We start from the raw sequence: 15,554 nt of genomic DNA on the forward strand, positions 1-15,554 counted from the left end.
AGAAGCAGTCATGTCGCAGACCGTAACAACCCTCGACGTCAATACGGCACCCGACGCCGGCCACGGAACGGACTACATCCGGGCCCAGAGCGGGATCATGTCGTGGCTCACCACGGTCGATCACAAGCGGATCGGCCTGATGTACCTCATCAGCACGTTCATCGCGTTCGCGATGGGCGGGGTGTTCGCGCTCGTCCTCCGGCTCGAGCTGCTGACGCCGAAGGAGACGCTGATGAGCGCGAACACCTACAACCAGATGTTCACGCTCCACGGCGCGGTGATGACGTTCCTGTTCATCATCCCGAGCATCCCCGGCGCGCTCGGCAACTTCCTCCTGCCGATCATGATCGGCGCGAAGGACGTCGCCTTCCCCAAGCTGAACCTCCTCAGCCTGTACCTCTACTGGATAGGCGCGCTCTTCACGCTGTCGTCGCTCGTCACGGGCGGCATCGACACCGGCTGGACGTTCTACGTGCCGTACTCGAGCACGGTGACCACGACGTCGGTCCTGAGCGTCACGTTCGGCGTGTTCATCCTGGGCTTCTCCAGCGTGCTCACGGGGCTGAACTTCATCGTCACGATGCACAAGCTCCGGGCCCCCGGGATGGGCTGGTACAAGATGCCGCTCATGCTCTGGGCGATCTACGCGACCAGCATCGTCCAGATCCTCGCCACGCCGGTCCTCGGCATCACGCTCCTCCTGCTCATCGCGGAGCGCGCGTTCCACATCGGCATCTTCGACCCGGCGCTCGGCGGCGACCCGGTGCTCTACCAGCACTTCTTCTGGTTCTACAGCCACCCGGCCGTCTACATCATGATCCTGCCGGGCATGGGCATCATCAGCGAGCTCATCTCGGTCCACGCGCGGCGCAGGGTCTTCGGCTACAAGGCGATCGCGTTCTCCAGCGTCGCCATCGCCCTGGTCGGCTTCCTCGTGTGGGGCCACCACATGTTCACCTCCGGCCAGAGCGAGTTCGCGGCGATCATGTTCTCGTTCCTGACCTTCCTCGTCGCCATCCCCAGCGGCGTGAAGGTCTTCAACTGGATCGCGACGCTGTGGCGCGGCTCCATCAGCTACAGCGCGCCGATGCTGTACGCGCTGTCGTTCCTCATCCTCTTCTCGATCGGCGGGCTCACCGGCGTCTTCCTCGGGATGCTCAGCGTCGATCTGCACCTGCACGACACGTACTTCGTGGTCGCGCACTTCCACTACGTGATGGTCGGCGGCACCGTCATCGCCTACATCGGCGGGCTCCACCACTGGTGGCCCAAGATCACGGGCAAGATGTACTCGGAGCGGCTCGCGTCGATCTCCTGCGTGCTGGTCTTCATCGGCTTCAACGTCACGTTCTTCTCGCAGTTCGTCCTCGGTAGCCGCGGGATGCCGCGCCGCTATTACAACTACCTGGACCAGTTCCAGCCGCTGCACGCCTTCTCGACCGTGGGCTCGTGGATCCTGGGCCTCGGCTTCCTCGTGATGATCATCTGCTTCATCAAGTCGCTGCGCTCCGGCGCTCCGGCGCCGGCGAACCCCTGGGGTGGGCTCAGCCTCGAGTGGACCACCGCCTCCCCGCCCATCACCGAGAACTTCGTCCGCACCCCGGTCGTGACCAAGGGCGCCTACGACTTCAACACGGAGAACGCATGAGCGCGCACGCCGAGGCCGCCGACCGGCCGAACAAGGCAGGCACCGCCCTGTCTGCCGACTTCCACGTCGCCCATCATTTCGATTCCGCCGACACGCAGTTCGACGCCGGCAGGATGGGCATCTGGCTCTTCCTGGTCACGGAGATCCTGCTCTTCGGCGGGCTGTTCTGCGCGTTCGCCATCTTCCGGGGCTGGTTCTTCGACTCGTTCGTGGAAGCCCACCATCACCTCGACAAGGTGATGGGCGGCATCAACACGATCGTGCTCATCTGTTCCAGCCTGACGATGGCGCTCGCCGTCCGGTCTGCGCAGAGGAGCGACCAGAAGACCACCACCCGGCTGCTCGTGGTGACCCTGCTCTGCGCGGCCGTGTTCCTTGTGATCAAGTACTTCGAGTACCAGCACAAGTTCCACGACGGCCTCCTGCCCGGGAAGTACTTCACCGCCCAGGGCTTCACCACGGCCCACGCGGGGACGTTCTTCGCCATCTACTTCATGATGACGGGCATCCACGGGCTGCACGTCGTCATCGGGATGGGGCTCATCACCTGGATCCTCATCCGCAACCTGCGCGGTGAGTTCTCGAGCCGTTACTACTCGCCGGTCGAAGGGGTGGGGCTGTACTGGCACCTCGTCGACCTCATCTGGATCTATCTCTTCCCCCTGCTCTACTTGGTGGGCTGAGGCCTAGAGGACAGCATGTCGACACACGCAGAAGCAGCTGGCGCGCACGGGCACGGGCACGGGCACGGCCATGGCCACGGCGCAGACCACGTGCCTCACGTCCTGCCGCTCAAGGTCTACATCGCCACGTGGCTCGCGCTGCTCGTGCTCACGGTCGTCACCGTGGGCGCGAGCTACGTCGACCTCGGCGCGGCCAACCTGGCGATCGCGGTCCTCATCGCGACGATGAAGGCGGGCGTCGTGGCGCTCATCTTCATGCACCTCAAGTGGGACCATAAGTTCCACACCCTGATCTTCGCGTCGTCGCTCATCTTCCTGGCGATCTTCATCGGCTTCACCATGTTCGACACGGCCAACCGCGGCCGGGCCGAGGGGATCGAGGGCGAGCGGCCGGCGGACATCAAGGCGCCGTTCGACGGCAAGCGCGCCGCCGACGACTGGAGGATGAAGCGGGCGCACAAGGCGCCGCCGCCGCCCGCGCACGGCGCGCACGGCAACGGAGCCGAAGAGGCCAAGTGACCAGCCCGGGGCCGAGCGCCCCGCCGGCGCGAGGCAGAACGTAACCCAGCCAACAATTCCAAGTCACGGTATTCGCTGGGGTTTTTCCTGACACCCCCCGGATGTGGGCCGGGGCGCACCTCGCGCGTGCTCGCGGCTTTCGTGCGCGGTACAAGGGAGCGGATGCAAGGCAACGTCGGAAGGTTGCTCCGGGATGGACGCCGGACGCCTCGACCGCGCCCTGGAAAGCCCCCCTGTCCGCGCGCGGATGCACTCCTCCTTCCAGCCATGGTCGCTTGACGCAGGGCACGACCCCGCCAAGAGCGGCGCGCCCCCTGCGGCGCGCCGGCGGCTCGCGGTCCTGCTCTCCGGGCCGAAGCCCCCGTCCTGGGACACCGCCGACAGGTGGCTGATCCAGCTGCGGTGGGGGGCGATCGCGGGGATGATCGCGACCACGGTCGCGGGCAGGAAGCTCGTCCCCGACCTCGGGCTCGCTCCGCTGATCGTCGGCATCGCCGCGATCGCGGCGGCCAACGTCGCCTGGACCTTCCGGGTCCGGCGCGCGCGCCGGCCGGACGGGGGCGAGCCCTCGGCGCGCGAGCCCGCGCAGGATCACGCGCGCGCCCAGCTCGTGGGCGACGTGATCGCGAACGCCTGGATGCTCTGGTTCTCGGGCGGGCTGGCGAACCCCTTCGCCGTCTTCCTCGCCTTCCACATCGCGCTCTCCGGCCTCCTCTGCCCGCGGCGCACGACCGTGCTCGTGGGCCTGTTGACGCTGGCCGCCATCACCGTGCTCACGTACGCGACGCCGCTGCCGCTCGACGCGGCGCCGCTCGGCGGCGAGCGCATCCGGCGGCTCGGCGACCTCGTGTCGCTCACGTCGCTGACGCTGTTCCTCGGCTTCTTCGTCGTCGTCTACGCGCACAGGCTCGAGGAGCTCCGGCAGCAGAGCCAGCGAAACGAGCGGCTGGCGATGCTCGGGCGCATGGTCGGCGGGATGTCGCACGAGCTCAGCACGCCGCTCGCGACGATCCTCCTCGCGAGCAAGGACCTCGTCGACGTGGCCCGCGAGACGGGCTCCGAGGACGCCGCGCGCATGGCCGAGACCGTGGCCGGCGAGGCGCGGCGCGCGAGCGACATCATCGGGCTGATGCGCGGCCAGATCCGGCTCGATCAGCGGATGGAGCCGCTGGAGCTCACCCGCTTCGTCCGCGACCTGGCGAAGGTCGAGCTCGCGCGGCTCGGCTACCGCGGCGAGCTCGCGTTCGACACGCCGCGGCCGGTGCAGGCGGACGTGCTGCGGCCGGCGCTCTGCCAGGTGCTCGTCAACCTGCTCGCCAACGCCGCCGAGGCGACGGCCGACTCGACCGAGCAGCGGATCGAGGTGAGCGTCGTCGAGCGCGGCGACCTCTGCGAGATCGGGGTCTCCGACAACGGGCCGGGGCTCAACCCCGACATCGCCGGGCGGCTCGGTGAGCCGTTCCAGACGACGAAGATGTCGCAGGGAGGGATGGGGCTCGGGCTCTACATCAGCTCGATGATGGCCTCCCGCATGAACGCGGTGCTGCGCATGGAGAGCGTCGAGACCGGGGGCGCGAAGGCGACCTTGCGCCTCCGCCTCGACGGGGGCACGGGCCCCATGGACGCGGATCTGCCCGGCGCGCTGAAGCGCTCCGGGGCCGCCTGAGGTGAAGATGACGCGACGGATCGAGACGGCGCTCCTCGTGGACGACGACGACGCGTTCCGCACCACCCTGCAGGGCGCGCTGCGCCGCCGCGGGGTCGTGGCGAGGACGGCGGCGACGATCGACGAGGGGCTCGTGGCGCTCGAGTACGAGCCGGTGGACCTCGTGGTCATCGACTACCGCATGCCGCGCGGCGACGGGCTCAGCGCGCTCGCCCAGTACCGCAAGCTGCAGCCCGACGCGGCGATCGTGATGCTGACCGGGTTCGGGGACATCCCGCTCGCGGTGGCGGCGATGCGCGAGGGCGCCGACACGCTGCTCAGCAAGCCCGTCGACGCGGACAAGCTGCTGCGCGAGGCCGCGAGCCTCCGGGAGCGCCAGCGGCCCCCGCCCTCGGCCTCGGCGGCGCCGACGCCGCCGCCGGGGAGCCTGAAGCTCGACGATCTCGAGCGCGAGGCGATCCGCGCCGCGCTGAGGGAGTCGGGCGGCGTGGTGGCCACCGCGGCGAAGCTGCTCGGGATCGACCGGCGGACGCTGCAGCGGAAGCTGAAGAAGCTCGGGGGCTAGCTCCGCCCGCCAGGGAGGGTCGGACTTCTGCGCCGCTTCGCGGCGGATTCGCGTGGGCGGCGCGCTCGCTCGCGGGGCTAGGCCTCGCCGAGCGCGTCGAGCGCGCCGAGGACGTCCCTCACGACGTCCTCGGTCTCCTCGATGCCGACCGACAGGCGGATCAGCGCGGGGGAGATGCCGATCGCCGCGAGCTGCTCGTCGCTGAGCTCGTGGAAGCTCATGATGCAGGGCTGCTCGATGAGCGTCTCCACGCCGCCGAAGCTCGGGGCGATCGCGGCGATGCGCGCGCCGTCCACGACGCGCGACGCCGCCTCTCGCCCGCCGCGCACGGTGAAGCTCACGACGCCGCCGAAGCCGCGCATCTGCTCCGCCGCGACCTTGTGATCCGGGTGCGACGGGAGCCCCGGGTAGAACACCCGCTCCACCGCGGGGTGCGCCTCGAGCGCGCGCGCCACGGCGAGCCCGGTCGCGTTCTGCCGCTCGATGCGGAGCGCGAGCGTCTTCATCCCGCGCCCGATCAGCGCCGCGGCGTGGGGATCCATGATGCCCCCAAGGACGCTCCGCATGTCGCGGATCAGCGAGATCAGCGCGCTCGATCCGGAGACCGCGCCGCCCAGGACGTCGTTGTGGCCGGACAGGTACTTGCTGGCGCTGTGGACCACGAGGTCGATGCCGCGGCCGATCGGGTCGGAGTTGCAGGGGGTCGCGAACGTCGCGTCGACGACCGTCTTCACCCGCGCCTTCTTGCAGATCTCGGCGAAGCGGGACAGGTCGATACAGTGGAGGTAGGGGTTCGTCGGCGACTCGCTGAGCGCGAAGCGGGTGCGCGGCCGGATGGCCGCCTCGAGCTGATCGAACGCGCCCGGGTCGATCAGCGTGTGCTCGACGCCGAGCCGCGACAGCACGTTGATCACGAACTGCCGCGTGCGGCGGTACACGTCGCGGAACAGGATGACGTGATCGCCCGCCTTGAGGAGCGCGAACGCCGTGGTCGTCACCGCCGCCATCCCGCTCGCGAAGAGCAGCGCATCCTCCGCGCGGTCGAGCGCCGCGATGCGCTGCTCGACCTCGCGCACCGTGGGATTGCCGTAGCGGCCGTACTCCTGCCGCTCGGGATCCGCGTCGCCTCCGGCGAAATAGCGCTCGAGGTCCGCCGTGTTCGCAAAGGTGTACGTCGCCGTCTGCGCGATCGCAGGCGCGAGGGTGTGGGAGGGGCGCTGGCGGAGTACGCCCGCGTGCACGGCTTCGGTCGAGTTCGGCAGAGCGGTCTTCATGGTGCTGGGGGCTGGATACCTCGTGGAACCGGCGGTGATAATTGTCGCACTTGACGCGTCGGAAATATAGGGAATACCATCGGATATGTCGCAACGAGTCGAGCGCCTTGCGGCGGCCATCGACGTACACGCCGAGAACGTCGCCCAATTCAAACGTGGTGAGCTGACCCCCGACCAGTTCCGCCCTCTACGGCTGGCCATGGGTGTCTACGCGCAGCTCGCGCACGTGAAGCACATGCAGCGGATCAAGATCCCCGGCGGACAGCTGACGGCAGCGCAGCTGGAAGCGCTCGCGGAAGTGACCGAGCGGTGGGGCCGCGGGCTAGCGCACGTCACAACACGCCAGGACATCCAGCTGCACTACCTGGAGATCGAGGAGACGATCGACCTGCAGCGCGCGCTGGCGCGCGCTGGCGTGACGACGGTCGGCGCGTGCGCCGATACGCTCCGCAACGTGACCGCGTCGCACCTCGCGGGCGTGGTCGAGGACGAGGTGTTCGACGTGACGCCCTACGCGCACGCGGTCACCGAGCATTTCCTCTTCCACGAGCACAACCGGCGGCTGCCGCGGAAGTTCAAGGTGGGCCTGTCGGGCAGCGCGCGCGATCACGCGCAGATCATGATCAACGACGTCGGCCTCCTGGCCAAGGTCGGCGATCTCGGCCAGGGCTTCGCCGTCTACGTGGCGGGCGGGCTCGGCTCGACGCCCGAGGTCGCCCACCTCTGGCGGGAGTTCATCCCGATCGCCGATCTGCTGCCGGCGTGCGAGGCGGTGGTCAGCGTGTTCTTCCGGGACGGCGAGCGAAAGAACCGGAAGAAGGCGCGGCTCAAGTTCCTGCTCCGCAAGATCGGCGAGGCCGAGTTCCTGCGCAGGCTGGACGAGGAGTTCGATCGCATCAAGGCGGCGCGGGGCGACGCGCTCGCGGCCGACGTGGTGCGGTACGTCTCCGAGTACCGGGAGAGCGACCCGCCCCCGCTCGAGCCGTCGCGGGAGACGCTCGGCGACGGCGCCTTCGCGCGCTGGAAGCGGACCAACACGATCCCGCAGAAGCAGCCCGGCTACCGGGTGGCCACCGTCAAGCTGCCGCTCGGCGACATCACGGGCGAGCAGCTGAAGCGCCTGGCCGACATCTCCCGGCGCTTCGGCAACGGCGAGGTGCGGGCGACGAACACGCAGAACTTCGTGCTGCGCTGGGTGCCGGAGGCGAAGATCCTCGGCCTGCACCGCGAGCTCTCGCAGATCGGCCTCGCCGAGGCGGACGCGGGGCACATCACGGACGTGGTGACCTGCCCCGGCGGCGATTACTGCACGCTCGCGATCACGAAGAGCATGGAGGTCGGCACGCGCATCCGGGATCACCTGGTGCCGAACGGCAGCCGCCAGGAGACCGACGACTTCGTCAGCGCGCTCGGCGAGTTCGACATCAAGATCTCGGGGTGCCCGAACTCGTGCGGTCAGCACCACGTCGCGGACATCGGGATGACGGGCCTGATGGTGAAGGGCAAGGACGGCGTCGAGCGCCCGCACTACTCGCTCCGCGTGGGCGGCTGCTGCGGCCCGAGCGCACGAATCGGCGAGCGCCTCGACGGCCGCATCCCTGAGGAGGAGACGCCCAAGGTGATCGCCGCCATCGCGCGCTTCTACATGGACGGCCGCGCCGAGGGCGAGAGCTTCCGCGACTTCGTCACGCGCAAGGGCGTGCAGGAGATCACCCGCGCCGGCTTCGCCGCCGCCGAGGGCGCCGTCTGACCGAACCCCCGCCGTCCCGCGCCCCGCTCAGGTGCGGCGGCGCGGGATGAGGGGGGGATCTCCAGCGAACGGGTTCATCGACAGCGCGGCCAGCACGCCGGCCGCGCCTGCCTTCACCTTCTCCATCCCCGGAGCGACCGGCGCGAGCTCCTCGCGCTCCTCGAGGAGCTCGGGGGGGATCTCGAGCATGAACCGGCTCGGCGTCCTCGGCACCATCTTGCCGCGCGAGCCGCGGTGCTTCGCCCGCGTGAGGTAGAGCCGATCGCGGGCCCGCGTGACCGCGACGTAGAAGAGCCGCCGCTCCTCCTCGATGCTGTGGCCGCCCGTGTCGCCGCCCTCCGCGCCGCTCGGCGCGGCGTCCGTGGCGCGCTCGTCGAGGCTGCGCTGGTGAGGCATCAGCCCCTCCTCCAGGCCGATCACGAACACGTACGGGAACTCGAGCCCCTTCGCGCCGTGCATCGTGGTGAGCGTCACCCGGTCGGTGGCCTCCTCTTCCTCGGAGTCCTGCCGCAGGGCGAGCAGCCGCAGGAACTCGGCGAAGCTCGCGCGGTCCCCCTTCCCCTTCTCGTCGCGGCGCGCGAAGACGTTGAGCAGGCCCTCGATGTTGCCCCAGCGGCGCGCCGCGGCGTTGGCCGTGGACGAGCCGGCCATGATGTCTTCCTTGAAGCCGGCGTCGGCGAGGAGCGCGCGGGCGACCTCCGCGGAGGGCTCGCCGCGCTCGAACCGCGCGCGCGTGGCCTCGATGATCCGGAGCAGCTGGCGGCAGCCCTCGATCGCGGCGGCGGTCAGCTCGTGGACGGCGTGCGGCCGCGACACCGCCGTCCAGAGCGACGCGTCGTGCGCCGTCGCGTAGGCGCCGAGCTTGGCCACCGCGACGTCGCCGATGCCCCGCGCCGGGTAGTTCAGGATGCGCCGCAGGCACATCTCGTCGCCCGGGTTGAGCGCGACGCGGAGGTAGGCGATGAGGTCCTTGACCTCCTTGCGCTCGAAGAACTGCTGGCCGCCGATCATCCGGATCGGGATCTGCCGCTCCTTGAGGGCCGACTCGATCGCGGCCGCCTGGAGGTTCGAGCGGTACAGCACGGCGATGTCCTTCGGCCGCGCGGCCTCCCGCTCCAGGAGGCGCTGCGCCTCCGTGGCCACGAAGCTCGCCTCGACGTCCGGGTCCACGCAGATGATGGACCGCACCTTGTCGCCCTCCAGCCGGGTGGCGATGAGCGACTTCTTGTGCCGCCGGGCGCCGGACTTGGCGAGCACCGCGTTCGCGACGTCGAGGATCGGCTTGCGGGAGCGGTAGTTGTGCTCGAGCTTGACGACCTTCGCGCCGGAGAAGTGCTCCTCGAAATCGAGGATGTTGCGCACGTCGGCGCCGCGCCAGGCGTAGATCGACTGGTCGTCGTCGCCGACGACCACCACGTTGCGGTGCTCGCCGCAGAGCAGGCGCAGGAGCTCCAGCTGGGCGCGGTTCGTGTCCTGGTACTCGTCGACGATCACGAAGCGGTAGCGCATCCGCCAGCGCTCGAGGACGTCGGCGCGCGCCTGCCAGAGGCGGACCACCTCGCAGATGAGATCGTCGAAGTCGAACGCCTGGAACGAGCGCAGCGCCGCCATGTAGCGCGGGTACACGAGCATCGAGATCTCGTCGTACTCGTCGATTCCCTTGCCCTGCCGCTGCGCCTCGGCCCAGGTCTCGGCGTCGAGGAACGCGTTCTTGGCGTTCGAGATGCGCGAGAGGATCGCGCTGACGTCGTAGCTCTTGCCGGCGCGGAGCTCGCGGAGGATCTCGCGGATGACCCCCAGGGCGTCGGACTGGTCGAAGATGGCGAAGGAGCCGCCGCGCAGGCCGAGGGCGCGGGTCTCCGCGCCGAGGACGTCGAGCCCGAAGCGGTGGAAGGTGCAGACCTTGAGCTCGCGCGCGACCTTGGAGCCGACGAGCTTGCCGACGCGCTCGTGCATCTCGGCGGCGGCCTTGTTGGTGAAGGTCATCGCCAACATGGAGCGCGCCGGGATGCCGCGATCGAGAAGGCGGGCGATCCGCGTGGTCACCACACGCGTCTTGCCGGAACCTGCGCCGGCGAGCACCAGCATTGGCCCGAGCTCGTGCTCGACGGCCGCACGTTGAGACGGGTTCAATAAGTCCGACACCGTGCCGTGGCCTAGCCCGGCGCGCGGCGGAGCGGGAGCTTGATTTTACCGGAGCGCGGCGCGGACGCGGGATGGGCGCTGAAAAGGCTCAGATACCGGGCGGCGTGGCGAACTGCCCAGGGAACGGGTTCGCCTCGCGGCGGCGCTGGACCTCGTCGAACGTCCAGGGCGTCGTCCCGCGCTCGTTGAAGAGGGCCACGCCGATCACGCCGACGTTCCTCGTGTCGCCGTGCTTCTGGTTCGCATAGGAGCCGCGGACCGAGCCGAAGCGGAACGCGGCGACCGTGTCGACGGACTGGCGGAAGCCGTCGATCTCGAGCTCGCCGTGGGGATCGATCAGGTAACCGCGCTTGCTGAACGTCGCGGCCTGGCCGTCCATGACGTCGAGGCCGTCGACGGAGACGACGCACTCGATCCGGGTCGGCGTGAGGTTGCGCAGCACGATGCTGTAGCGCTGGCCGGCCTCGCCGATGACGTGGCTCTTCTCGCCGGCGACGAAGCCGCTCAGGAAGCCGCCGCCCTCGCCGCGGAGCCCGACCGCGACGGCGCCGCCCGCCAAGGTGAACGCCTGCGGCGACGTGCGGCGGAAGCCGGACGCGCTCGCCATGGCGCGGGCGCCCTCGGCGTCGTTGTAGAAAAGGCTCGCGACCACGAAGGGGCGGTTGACGTCGGCCCGGACGAACGGCGCGGTCGAGATGCGCGACACGCGCGTCTCGCCCCACTCGGTGCCGAGGCCCGGGCGATCGATGGGCTCCGGCGCGACCTGGCTGCTCGGCGCCTTGCGCGCCGCTCCCTCGGCGCGCGAGGCGCCGCCCGTGGCGGAGGGCCGCTCGATCTCGGCCGAAGGCGCCGCGGGCGAGGCGTCGAGCGACGGCGGCGCGGCGGGCGCGCCCGGCTCGTCGAACGCGGCGCCATCCTGGAACCCCTGTGCGCTGGAGGGCTCGGGAGCGCCCGTGATCGCGCGTCCCCCCTTTGCCGTGGAATCCGCCGGCCGGGCCGCTGTGCTGCCGCCGCAGCCGGCGGTGCCCGCGAGGAGCGATATCGCCAAACAAGCCAGCCCGATTCGTCGCATCCGGTTCATGGTCCCTCCACTCCGCATTTGCGGTGTCGACCAGAGAACGGGCGCGACGAGGCTACCTTACAGCCGAGCGCGCCTGCGCCCCGGCGTGCGCGGACGACGGCGCGGGCGCGGGGGGTTCACTCGCCGCGATCCAGCGCTGCGCCAGCGCGAGCCCGAGCGCGGCCGACGCGACGGCGAGCGCGCAGACGGCGAGCGCGGAGGCGCGCGACGCCGCACGGGCGACGGGCCGCGCCGGAGGTGCGCGCCGCGTCGAGCGCGCCCTCGGGCGGCGCGACAGGCGCGCGGCGCCGGCCGACGCGGCGAGCAGCGGTCGGCGCTGCGCCTCCGCGGATGCCTCGCCGCGCGCAGGCGTGCAGGCCGCGACGGCGTCGGCCGCGGTCGGGGTGAGCGCGGTCGCGCTGACCACCGGCCAGGCGCTCGAGGGCGATCCGTCGTGCAACCGGACGTGCACTCGGCGCACAGCGGCTTCCATGTCGGCGGCCGTCTGGAAGCGATGCTCGGGCGCCTTCGCGATCGCGCGCAGGATCAGCCGCTCGAGCGCTGCCGGGATCGGCTGCGGCGCGAAGCGCGAGGGAGGAGGAGGCTCCTGCTCGCAGTGAGCGAAGCGGAGCGCGTCGCCCCGGCCGCGCAGCTCGTCGAAGGGGCCTCGCCCGGCGACGAGCTCGTAGAGGACGAGCCCCATCGCATAGATATCCGCGCGCGGATCGATCGGCTGGGCGGCGCACTGCTCGGGCGCCATCGTCCTGGGTGTGCCGATGACGGCGTCCGGAGCGGTCAGCGAGGCGCTGGCGTGGAGGAGCTTCGCGACGCCGAAGTCGAGGACCTTGAGCGTGCCGTCGTCGCAGAGGAACAGGTTCTCGAGCTTGAGATCGCGGTGGACGATGCCCGCCGCGTGCGCGAGCGACAGCGCGGACAGGGCCTGCAGGACCAGGTCGAGCGCGGTCGGGACCGCGACCACGCCGAGGCGCGCGAGCTCGGTCCGGAGATCGCGCCCCTCGAGGAGCTCCATGGCGAAGTAGGGGCGGCCACCGTCGGTCACGCCGAGATCGAACACGTCGGGGAGACCCGGGTGGCGCAGGCGAGCGATCGAGCGCGCCTCGGCGCGCAGGCGCGCCGAGAGATCGCTGCGGCCGGCGTGGCTGCGGTGCAGCACCTTCACCGCGAACCGTCGACCGAGCGCCCGGTGCTCGACCTCGTACACCTCGCCCATGCCGCCCTGGCCGAGCAGGCGCAGCACGACATACGGTGTGCCGGGGAGCGGCTCCCCCTCGCCCGGCGCGCGGAGCGGCCACGCGCCTTCGGACGGCTCGCCCTCACCCTCGCCCGGCGCGCGGAGCGACCGCGCGAAAGGCGCCCTCGGCGCGAGCGACACCCCGCGCGCGTAGAGCAGCGTGCGCGCCCCGGAGCACTCGGCGGACGCGCCGCTCATCGCGCCTCTCCGGCCGCGAGGTGCGCCCGCGCGCTGCGCTCGCCGTCCGGCGGCGCGGCGCGCCCCGCTCCGCCGTGAGCCGGCGTCTCCCTGCCCCCGCCTTCGCCCAGCGCCTCCGCGAGCGCGGCGGCCATCGCGTCCGCCGTCTGCCAGCGGAGCCCCGGATCCTTCTCGAGCGCGCGCGCGACGGCATGATCGAGCGCCGGAGGCACCCAGAGGAGCGAGCGAAGCCGCGGCGCCGGTGTGTTGAGGTGCGCCCGCATCACCGCCATCGAGTCGACCACCGGAAACGGACCGCGCCCGGTGATCGCCTCGAAGAGCAGGAGGCCCACCGCGTACACGTCCGTGCGGGCGTCGACCTCCTCGCCGCGGATCTGCTCGGGCGACAGGTAGCGCGGCGTGCCGAGGACGTTCGAGCCCGTCGACGCCTCCAGCCCCTCGCGGCTCACCTTCGCGATGCCGAAGTCGATGAGCACGGCGTGCTCGGCCTCGGGCACACCGGGCGCGCTCTCCAGATCGGCAACGCCTTGCTCGGCGCAGCTCGCTTGCGCGAGGAAGACGTTCGCCGGCTTGATGTCGCGGTGGACGATGCCAGCGCGGTGCGTCGCCGCGAGCCCGCCGAGCACCTGGATGGCGATGTGCACGGCGGCGGGCGTCGCGAGCGGCCCGCGCGCGTCGAGCCGCTCGCGCATCGTCTCGCCGAAGAGGCGCGGCATGACGAGGAAGGGCCGGCCGTCGCTCGTCACGCCGACCTCCTCGACCTTCACGATGTGGGGATGGCTCAGCGCCGAGAGAGCGCGCCCCTCCTGGACCAGGCGCGCTCCGATCTCGCTCGACCCCTCGTGCATGGCGCGGAGCAGCTTGAGCGCCCGCAGCTGGCCGCGGCGCCCGGTCACCTCGAAGACCTCCGAGCACGAGCCTGCCCCGATCCGACGGAGCACACGGTAGGAAGTCCCCGGCAGCGGCTGTCCGTCTTTCTTTTGCACCATGTCCGTCGACCTCCCTCGCGGGGGCGCGCGGCGGAGCGCCGGCGCCTTCGTTCGGGAAGGGAATCGTCGCTCTCGTGGCAGAAGTTGCGCGAACAAACCGCTCAGATCATCAAAAAACGCGCAATCAACGGATGTGCAGTGGGACGCGCTGCGAGCCGTTCAGGGCTGCACAAGGGGCGCGCGGCCTTCGCTCAGTGATAGAGGAACCACCGGACGCCCGGCTTGATCTCCATATGGTAATGGTCGACGTGCGCCGCATTGAAATTGGGCGTCAGCACGTATGTAAAAATCCCGAGGTCCGCCGCTTCGCACACGATGGACCGGAGCTCGCGCGCCTCGGGGAGCTCGGGCTGGGGTGCCCCGTCACCGCAGGTCTTGTCCCCGATGCGGCCGTGGAAGTGGCGCGCGACGCTGATCCAGGTGCCGTCGCGCTTCTTGAGGGCACCGACGTCGATGGCCAGGCCGGCGGGGTGCCGCGTGCCCGGCGGAGCCCACGTGCCGCGGGGCTTCTGCGCTGCATCGCTGCGCAGCGCGACGTCGCCACGGTGCTTGACCGGAGACGTTGTCGCCCGGGTCGGCCCCGCGGCTTTGCGCCGAGCAGCGCGGCGCGCTCCGACCTTGCCGGCGGCCTTCTTGGCCGGCCCGCTGCGCGCAGCGATCGTCCGCGTCCGCTGGCCAGGAGCCTTGGAAGCGACGCTTGGATCGGCTTCCAAGGCGCCCTTCTCCTTCGGCGCGGCCTCCGCTGCGCCCTTCTCCTTCGGCGCAGCCTCCGCTGCGCCCTTCTGCTTCGGCGCAGCCTCCGCTGCGCCCTTCTCCTTCGGCGCAGCCCCCGCGGCGGCCCTCGCCTTCGGCCCGGTCTCTGCCGCACCCTTCTGCTTCGGCCCGGCCTCCACTGCGGCCCTCGCCTTCGGCCCGGCCTCCGCTGCGCCCTTCTCCTTCGACGCGGCCTCCGCCGCCCCCTTCTCCTTCAGGCGTCGCGGCCGCTCCTCAGGTGCCTTGGACGTCCCATCGAGCGCGCCCTTCTTGCCGAGCTCCACCGGCGGCGCAGGCTCGACCGGCGAGGCCTGCCTCGTCGATTCCTCGCGGGCAGCGCCGTCCGCGGCCTCTGCCTGTTGCACCGCGCTGTCAGCGGCCTTGGCATGAGCGATCGGGTGCCCGTGCTCTCCGTCACCGTCCACGCCCTCGCGGCCGCGCATCGGCACGTTGGGTCGATACATCGTGTAATGGACGACCTCGTCGATATCGTGCCTCGAGAGCACGGCCGCGAAATCGTCGAGGGCGAGCGCGAGGCGCGCGTCCAGGATCTCGAACATGCTCGTCACGCGCTGCTCGGGCGGGAGCACCGAATGAAAGTTCACGCCGTTCAGCCGACCCGTGAGCCGGATCGGAGCGCGCACCCCAGGCGCGTGGTCGACCTTGAGGTACAGGATCTTCCGGCGATCCAGCTCCACCAGCGCCTCCTCGTTCGTCATGTTGGCGTAGCGGTACGCCGGAGACGCCTCGGCGACGCTCGCCTCCGGCGTCGTGAGGAACGGCGACGCGGCCGACGCGGGCGCCGGACCGAGCGTCGCGACGGACGCAAGCAGCGCGCAGGCCAACGGCTTCATCAGACAGCGAAGTCGGGAAAACGCCACAGCGGCCGCACTCTAACGTGGCCGGGCTGGAAGGCTAGAAAATGGGCGGTGGCTGGACCCGTGTGCAGCACCTGAATCGCGCCGCCCCGAGCGCTGACCATCGCGGAGGGACATCGTGACGGCTAGGCTGAGCGCGCGCGGCCGCGACCCCTGGTCGCCGCGATCCCCGCG

The 15,554-nt window shown here is 70.8% G+C and carries 12 protein-coding genes; 6 read left to right on the plus strand and 6 right to left on the minus strand.

All coding sequences use genetic code 11. From position 1 onward, the window contains the following. Positions 1–10: 10 nt before the first annotated feature. From ctaD to WMF12_RS39785, 5 genes are all read left to right on the plus strand, one after another. Positions 11–1,648 (plus strand): cytochrome c oxidase subunit I, encoded by a 1,638-nt coding sequence (ctaD, locus tag WMF12_RS39765; protein WP_437853610.1) that lies wholly within the window; start codon positions 11–13, stop codon positions 1,646–1,648. Then, entirely contained in the window at positions 1,645–2,331 is a 687-nt protein-coding gene (locus WMF12_RS39770) for a cytochrome c oxidase subunit 3 family protein (protein ID WP_437711948.1), read from the plus strand. Before ctaD ends, WMF12_RS39770 begins: the two co-directional genes overlap by 4 nt. A gap of 15 nt (positions 2,332–2,346) precedes the next feature. Then, positions 2,347–2,850, plus strand: a complete 504-nt coding sequence (locus tag WMF12_RS39775; protein WP_437853612.1) for a cytochrome C oxidase subunit IV family protein — start codon at positions 2,347–2,349, stop codon at positions 2,848–2,850. 193 nt (positions 2,851–3,043) lie between these two features. Next, entirely contained in the window at positions 3,044–4,516 is a 1,473-nt protein-coding gene (locus WMF12_RS39780; RefSeq protein ID WP_437853615.1) for a sensor histidine kinase, read from the plus strand. 7 nt (positions 4,517–4,523) lie between these two features. Next, entirely contained in the window at positions 4,524–5,081 is a 558-nt protein-coding gene (locus WMF12_RS39785) for a response regulator transcription factor (protein ID WP_437741956.1), read from the plus strand. 77 nt (positions 5,082–5,158) lie between these two features. Here the strand turns inward: WMF12_RS39785 and WMF12_RS39790 are convergent, their stop codons facing one another. After that, positions 5,159–6,355, minus strand: a complete 1,197-nt coding sequence (locus tag WMF12_RS39790) for a trans-sulfuration enzyme family protein (RefSeq protein ID WP_437853618.1) — start codon at positions 6,353–6,355, stop codon at positions 5,159–5,161. Between the two features lie 85 nt (positions 6,356–6,440). Between WMF12_RS39790 and WMF12_RS39795 the strand changes: the two genes are divergently transcribed. After that, a complete protein-coding gene (locus WMF12_RS39795; RefSeq protein WP_437853620.1) occupies positions 6,441–8,105 on the plus strand; it encodes a nitrite/sulfite reductase in 1,665 nt (554 codons plus the stop codon). Positions 8,106–8,132: 27 nt separating this feature from the next. Here the strand turns inward: WMF12_RS39795 and WMF12_RS39800 are convergent, their stop codons facing one another. The 5 genes from WMF12_RS39800 to WMF12_RS39820 form a co-directional block, all read right to left on the minus strand. Beyond that, entirely contained in the window at positions 8,133–10,250 is a 2,118-nt protein-coding gene (locus WMF12_RS39800; RefSeq protein ID WP_437853622.1) for an ATP-dependent helicase, read from the minus strand. 88 nt (positions 10,251–10,338) lie between these two features. Continuing rightward, positions 10,339–11,331 (minus strand): hypothetical protein, encoded by a 993-nt coding sequence (locus tag WMF12_RS39805; protein WP_437853624.1) that lies wholly within the window; start codon positions 11,329–11,331, stop codon positions 10,339–10,341. A gap of 52 nt (positions 11,332–11,383) precedes the next feature. Then, positions 11,384–12,760: a serine/threonine-protein kinase gene (locus WMF12_RS39810; protein ID WP_437853625.1), complete on the minus strand. Its 1,377-nt coding sequence runs from the start codon at positions 12,758–12,760 to the stop codon at positions 11,384–11,386. Beyond that, complete coding sequence (locus tag WMF12_RS39815; protein WP_437853627.1) at positions 12,757–13,749, minus strand: serine/threonine-protein kinase; 993 nt, start codon at positions 13,747–13,749, stop codon at positions 12,757–12,759. Before WMF12_RS39815 ends, WMF12_RS39810 begins: the two co-directional genes overlap by 4 nt. Before the next feature lie 191 nt (positions 13,750–13,940). Beyond that, a complete protein-coding gene (locus WMF12_RS39820; RefSeq protein WP_437853629.1) occupies positions 13,941–15,356 on the minus strand; it encodes an extensin family protein in 1,416 nt (471 codons plus the stop codon). Positions 15,357–15,554: the final 198 nt, after the last annotated feature.

Origin of the sequence: Sorangium sp. So ce363 (genome assembly GCF_051520435.1) — a bacterium.
GTDB classification, from domain to species: Bacteria; Myxococcota_A; Polyangia; order Polyangiales; family Polyangiaceae; genus Sorangium; species Sorangium cellulosum_B.

Excerpts from the sequence above, each read along its gene's own strand:
- WMF12_RS39815 (WP_437853627.1), bottom strand. The coding sequence starts at position 13,749 with ATGGTGCAAAAGAAAGACGGACAGCCGCTGCCGGGGACTTCCTACCGT.
- WMF12_RS39770 (WP_437711948.1), top strand. The coding sequence starts at position 1,645 with ATGAGCGCGCACGCCGAGGCCGCCGACCGGCCGAACAAGGCAGGCACC.
- ctaD (WP_437853610.1), top strand. The coding sequence starts at position 11 with ATGTCGCAGACCGTAACAACCCTCGACGTCAATACGGCACCCGACGCC.
- WMF12_RS39795 (WP_437853620.1), top strand. The coding sequence starts at position 6,441 with ATGTCGCAACGAGTCGAGCGCCTTGCGGCGGCCATCGACGTACACGCC.
- WMF12_RS39785 (WP_437741956.1), top strand. The coding sequence starts at position 4,524 with ATGACGCGACGGATCGAGACGGCGCTCCTCGTGGACGACGACGACGCG.
- WMF12_RS39805 (WP_437853624.1), bottom strand. The coding sequence starts at position 11,331 with ATGAACCGGATGCGACGAATCGGGCTGGCTTGTTTGGCGATATCGCTC.
- WMF12_RS39780 (WP_437853615.1), top strand. The coding sequence starts at position 3,044 with ATGGACGCCGGACGCCTCGACCGCGCCCTGGAAAGCCCCCCTGTCCGC.
- WMF12_RS39810 (WP_437853625.1), bottom strand. The coding sequence starts at position 12,760 with ATGAGCGGCGCGTCCGCCGAGTGCTCCGGGGCGCGCACGCTGCTCTAC.
- WMF12_RS39820 (WP_437853629.1), bottom strand. The coding sequence starts at position 15,356 with ATGAAGCCGTTGGCCTGCGCGCTGCTTGCGTCCGTCGCGACGCTCGGT.
- WMF12_RS39790 (WP_437853618.1), bottom strand. The coding sequence starts at position 6,355 with ATGAAGACCGCTCTGCCGAACTCGACCGAAGCCGTGCACGCGGGCGTA.
- WMF12_RS39775 (WP_437853612.1), top strand. The coding sequence starts at position 2,347 with ATGTCGACACACGCAGAAGCAGCTGGCGCGCACGGGCACGGGCACGGG.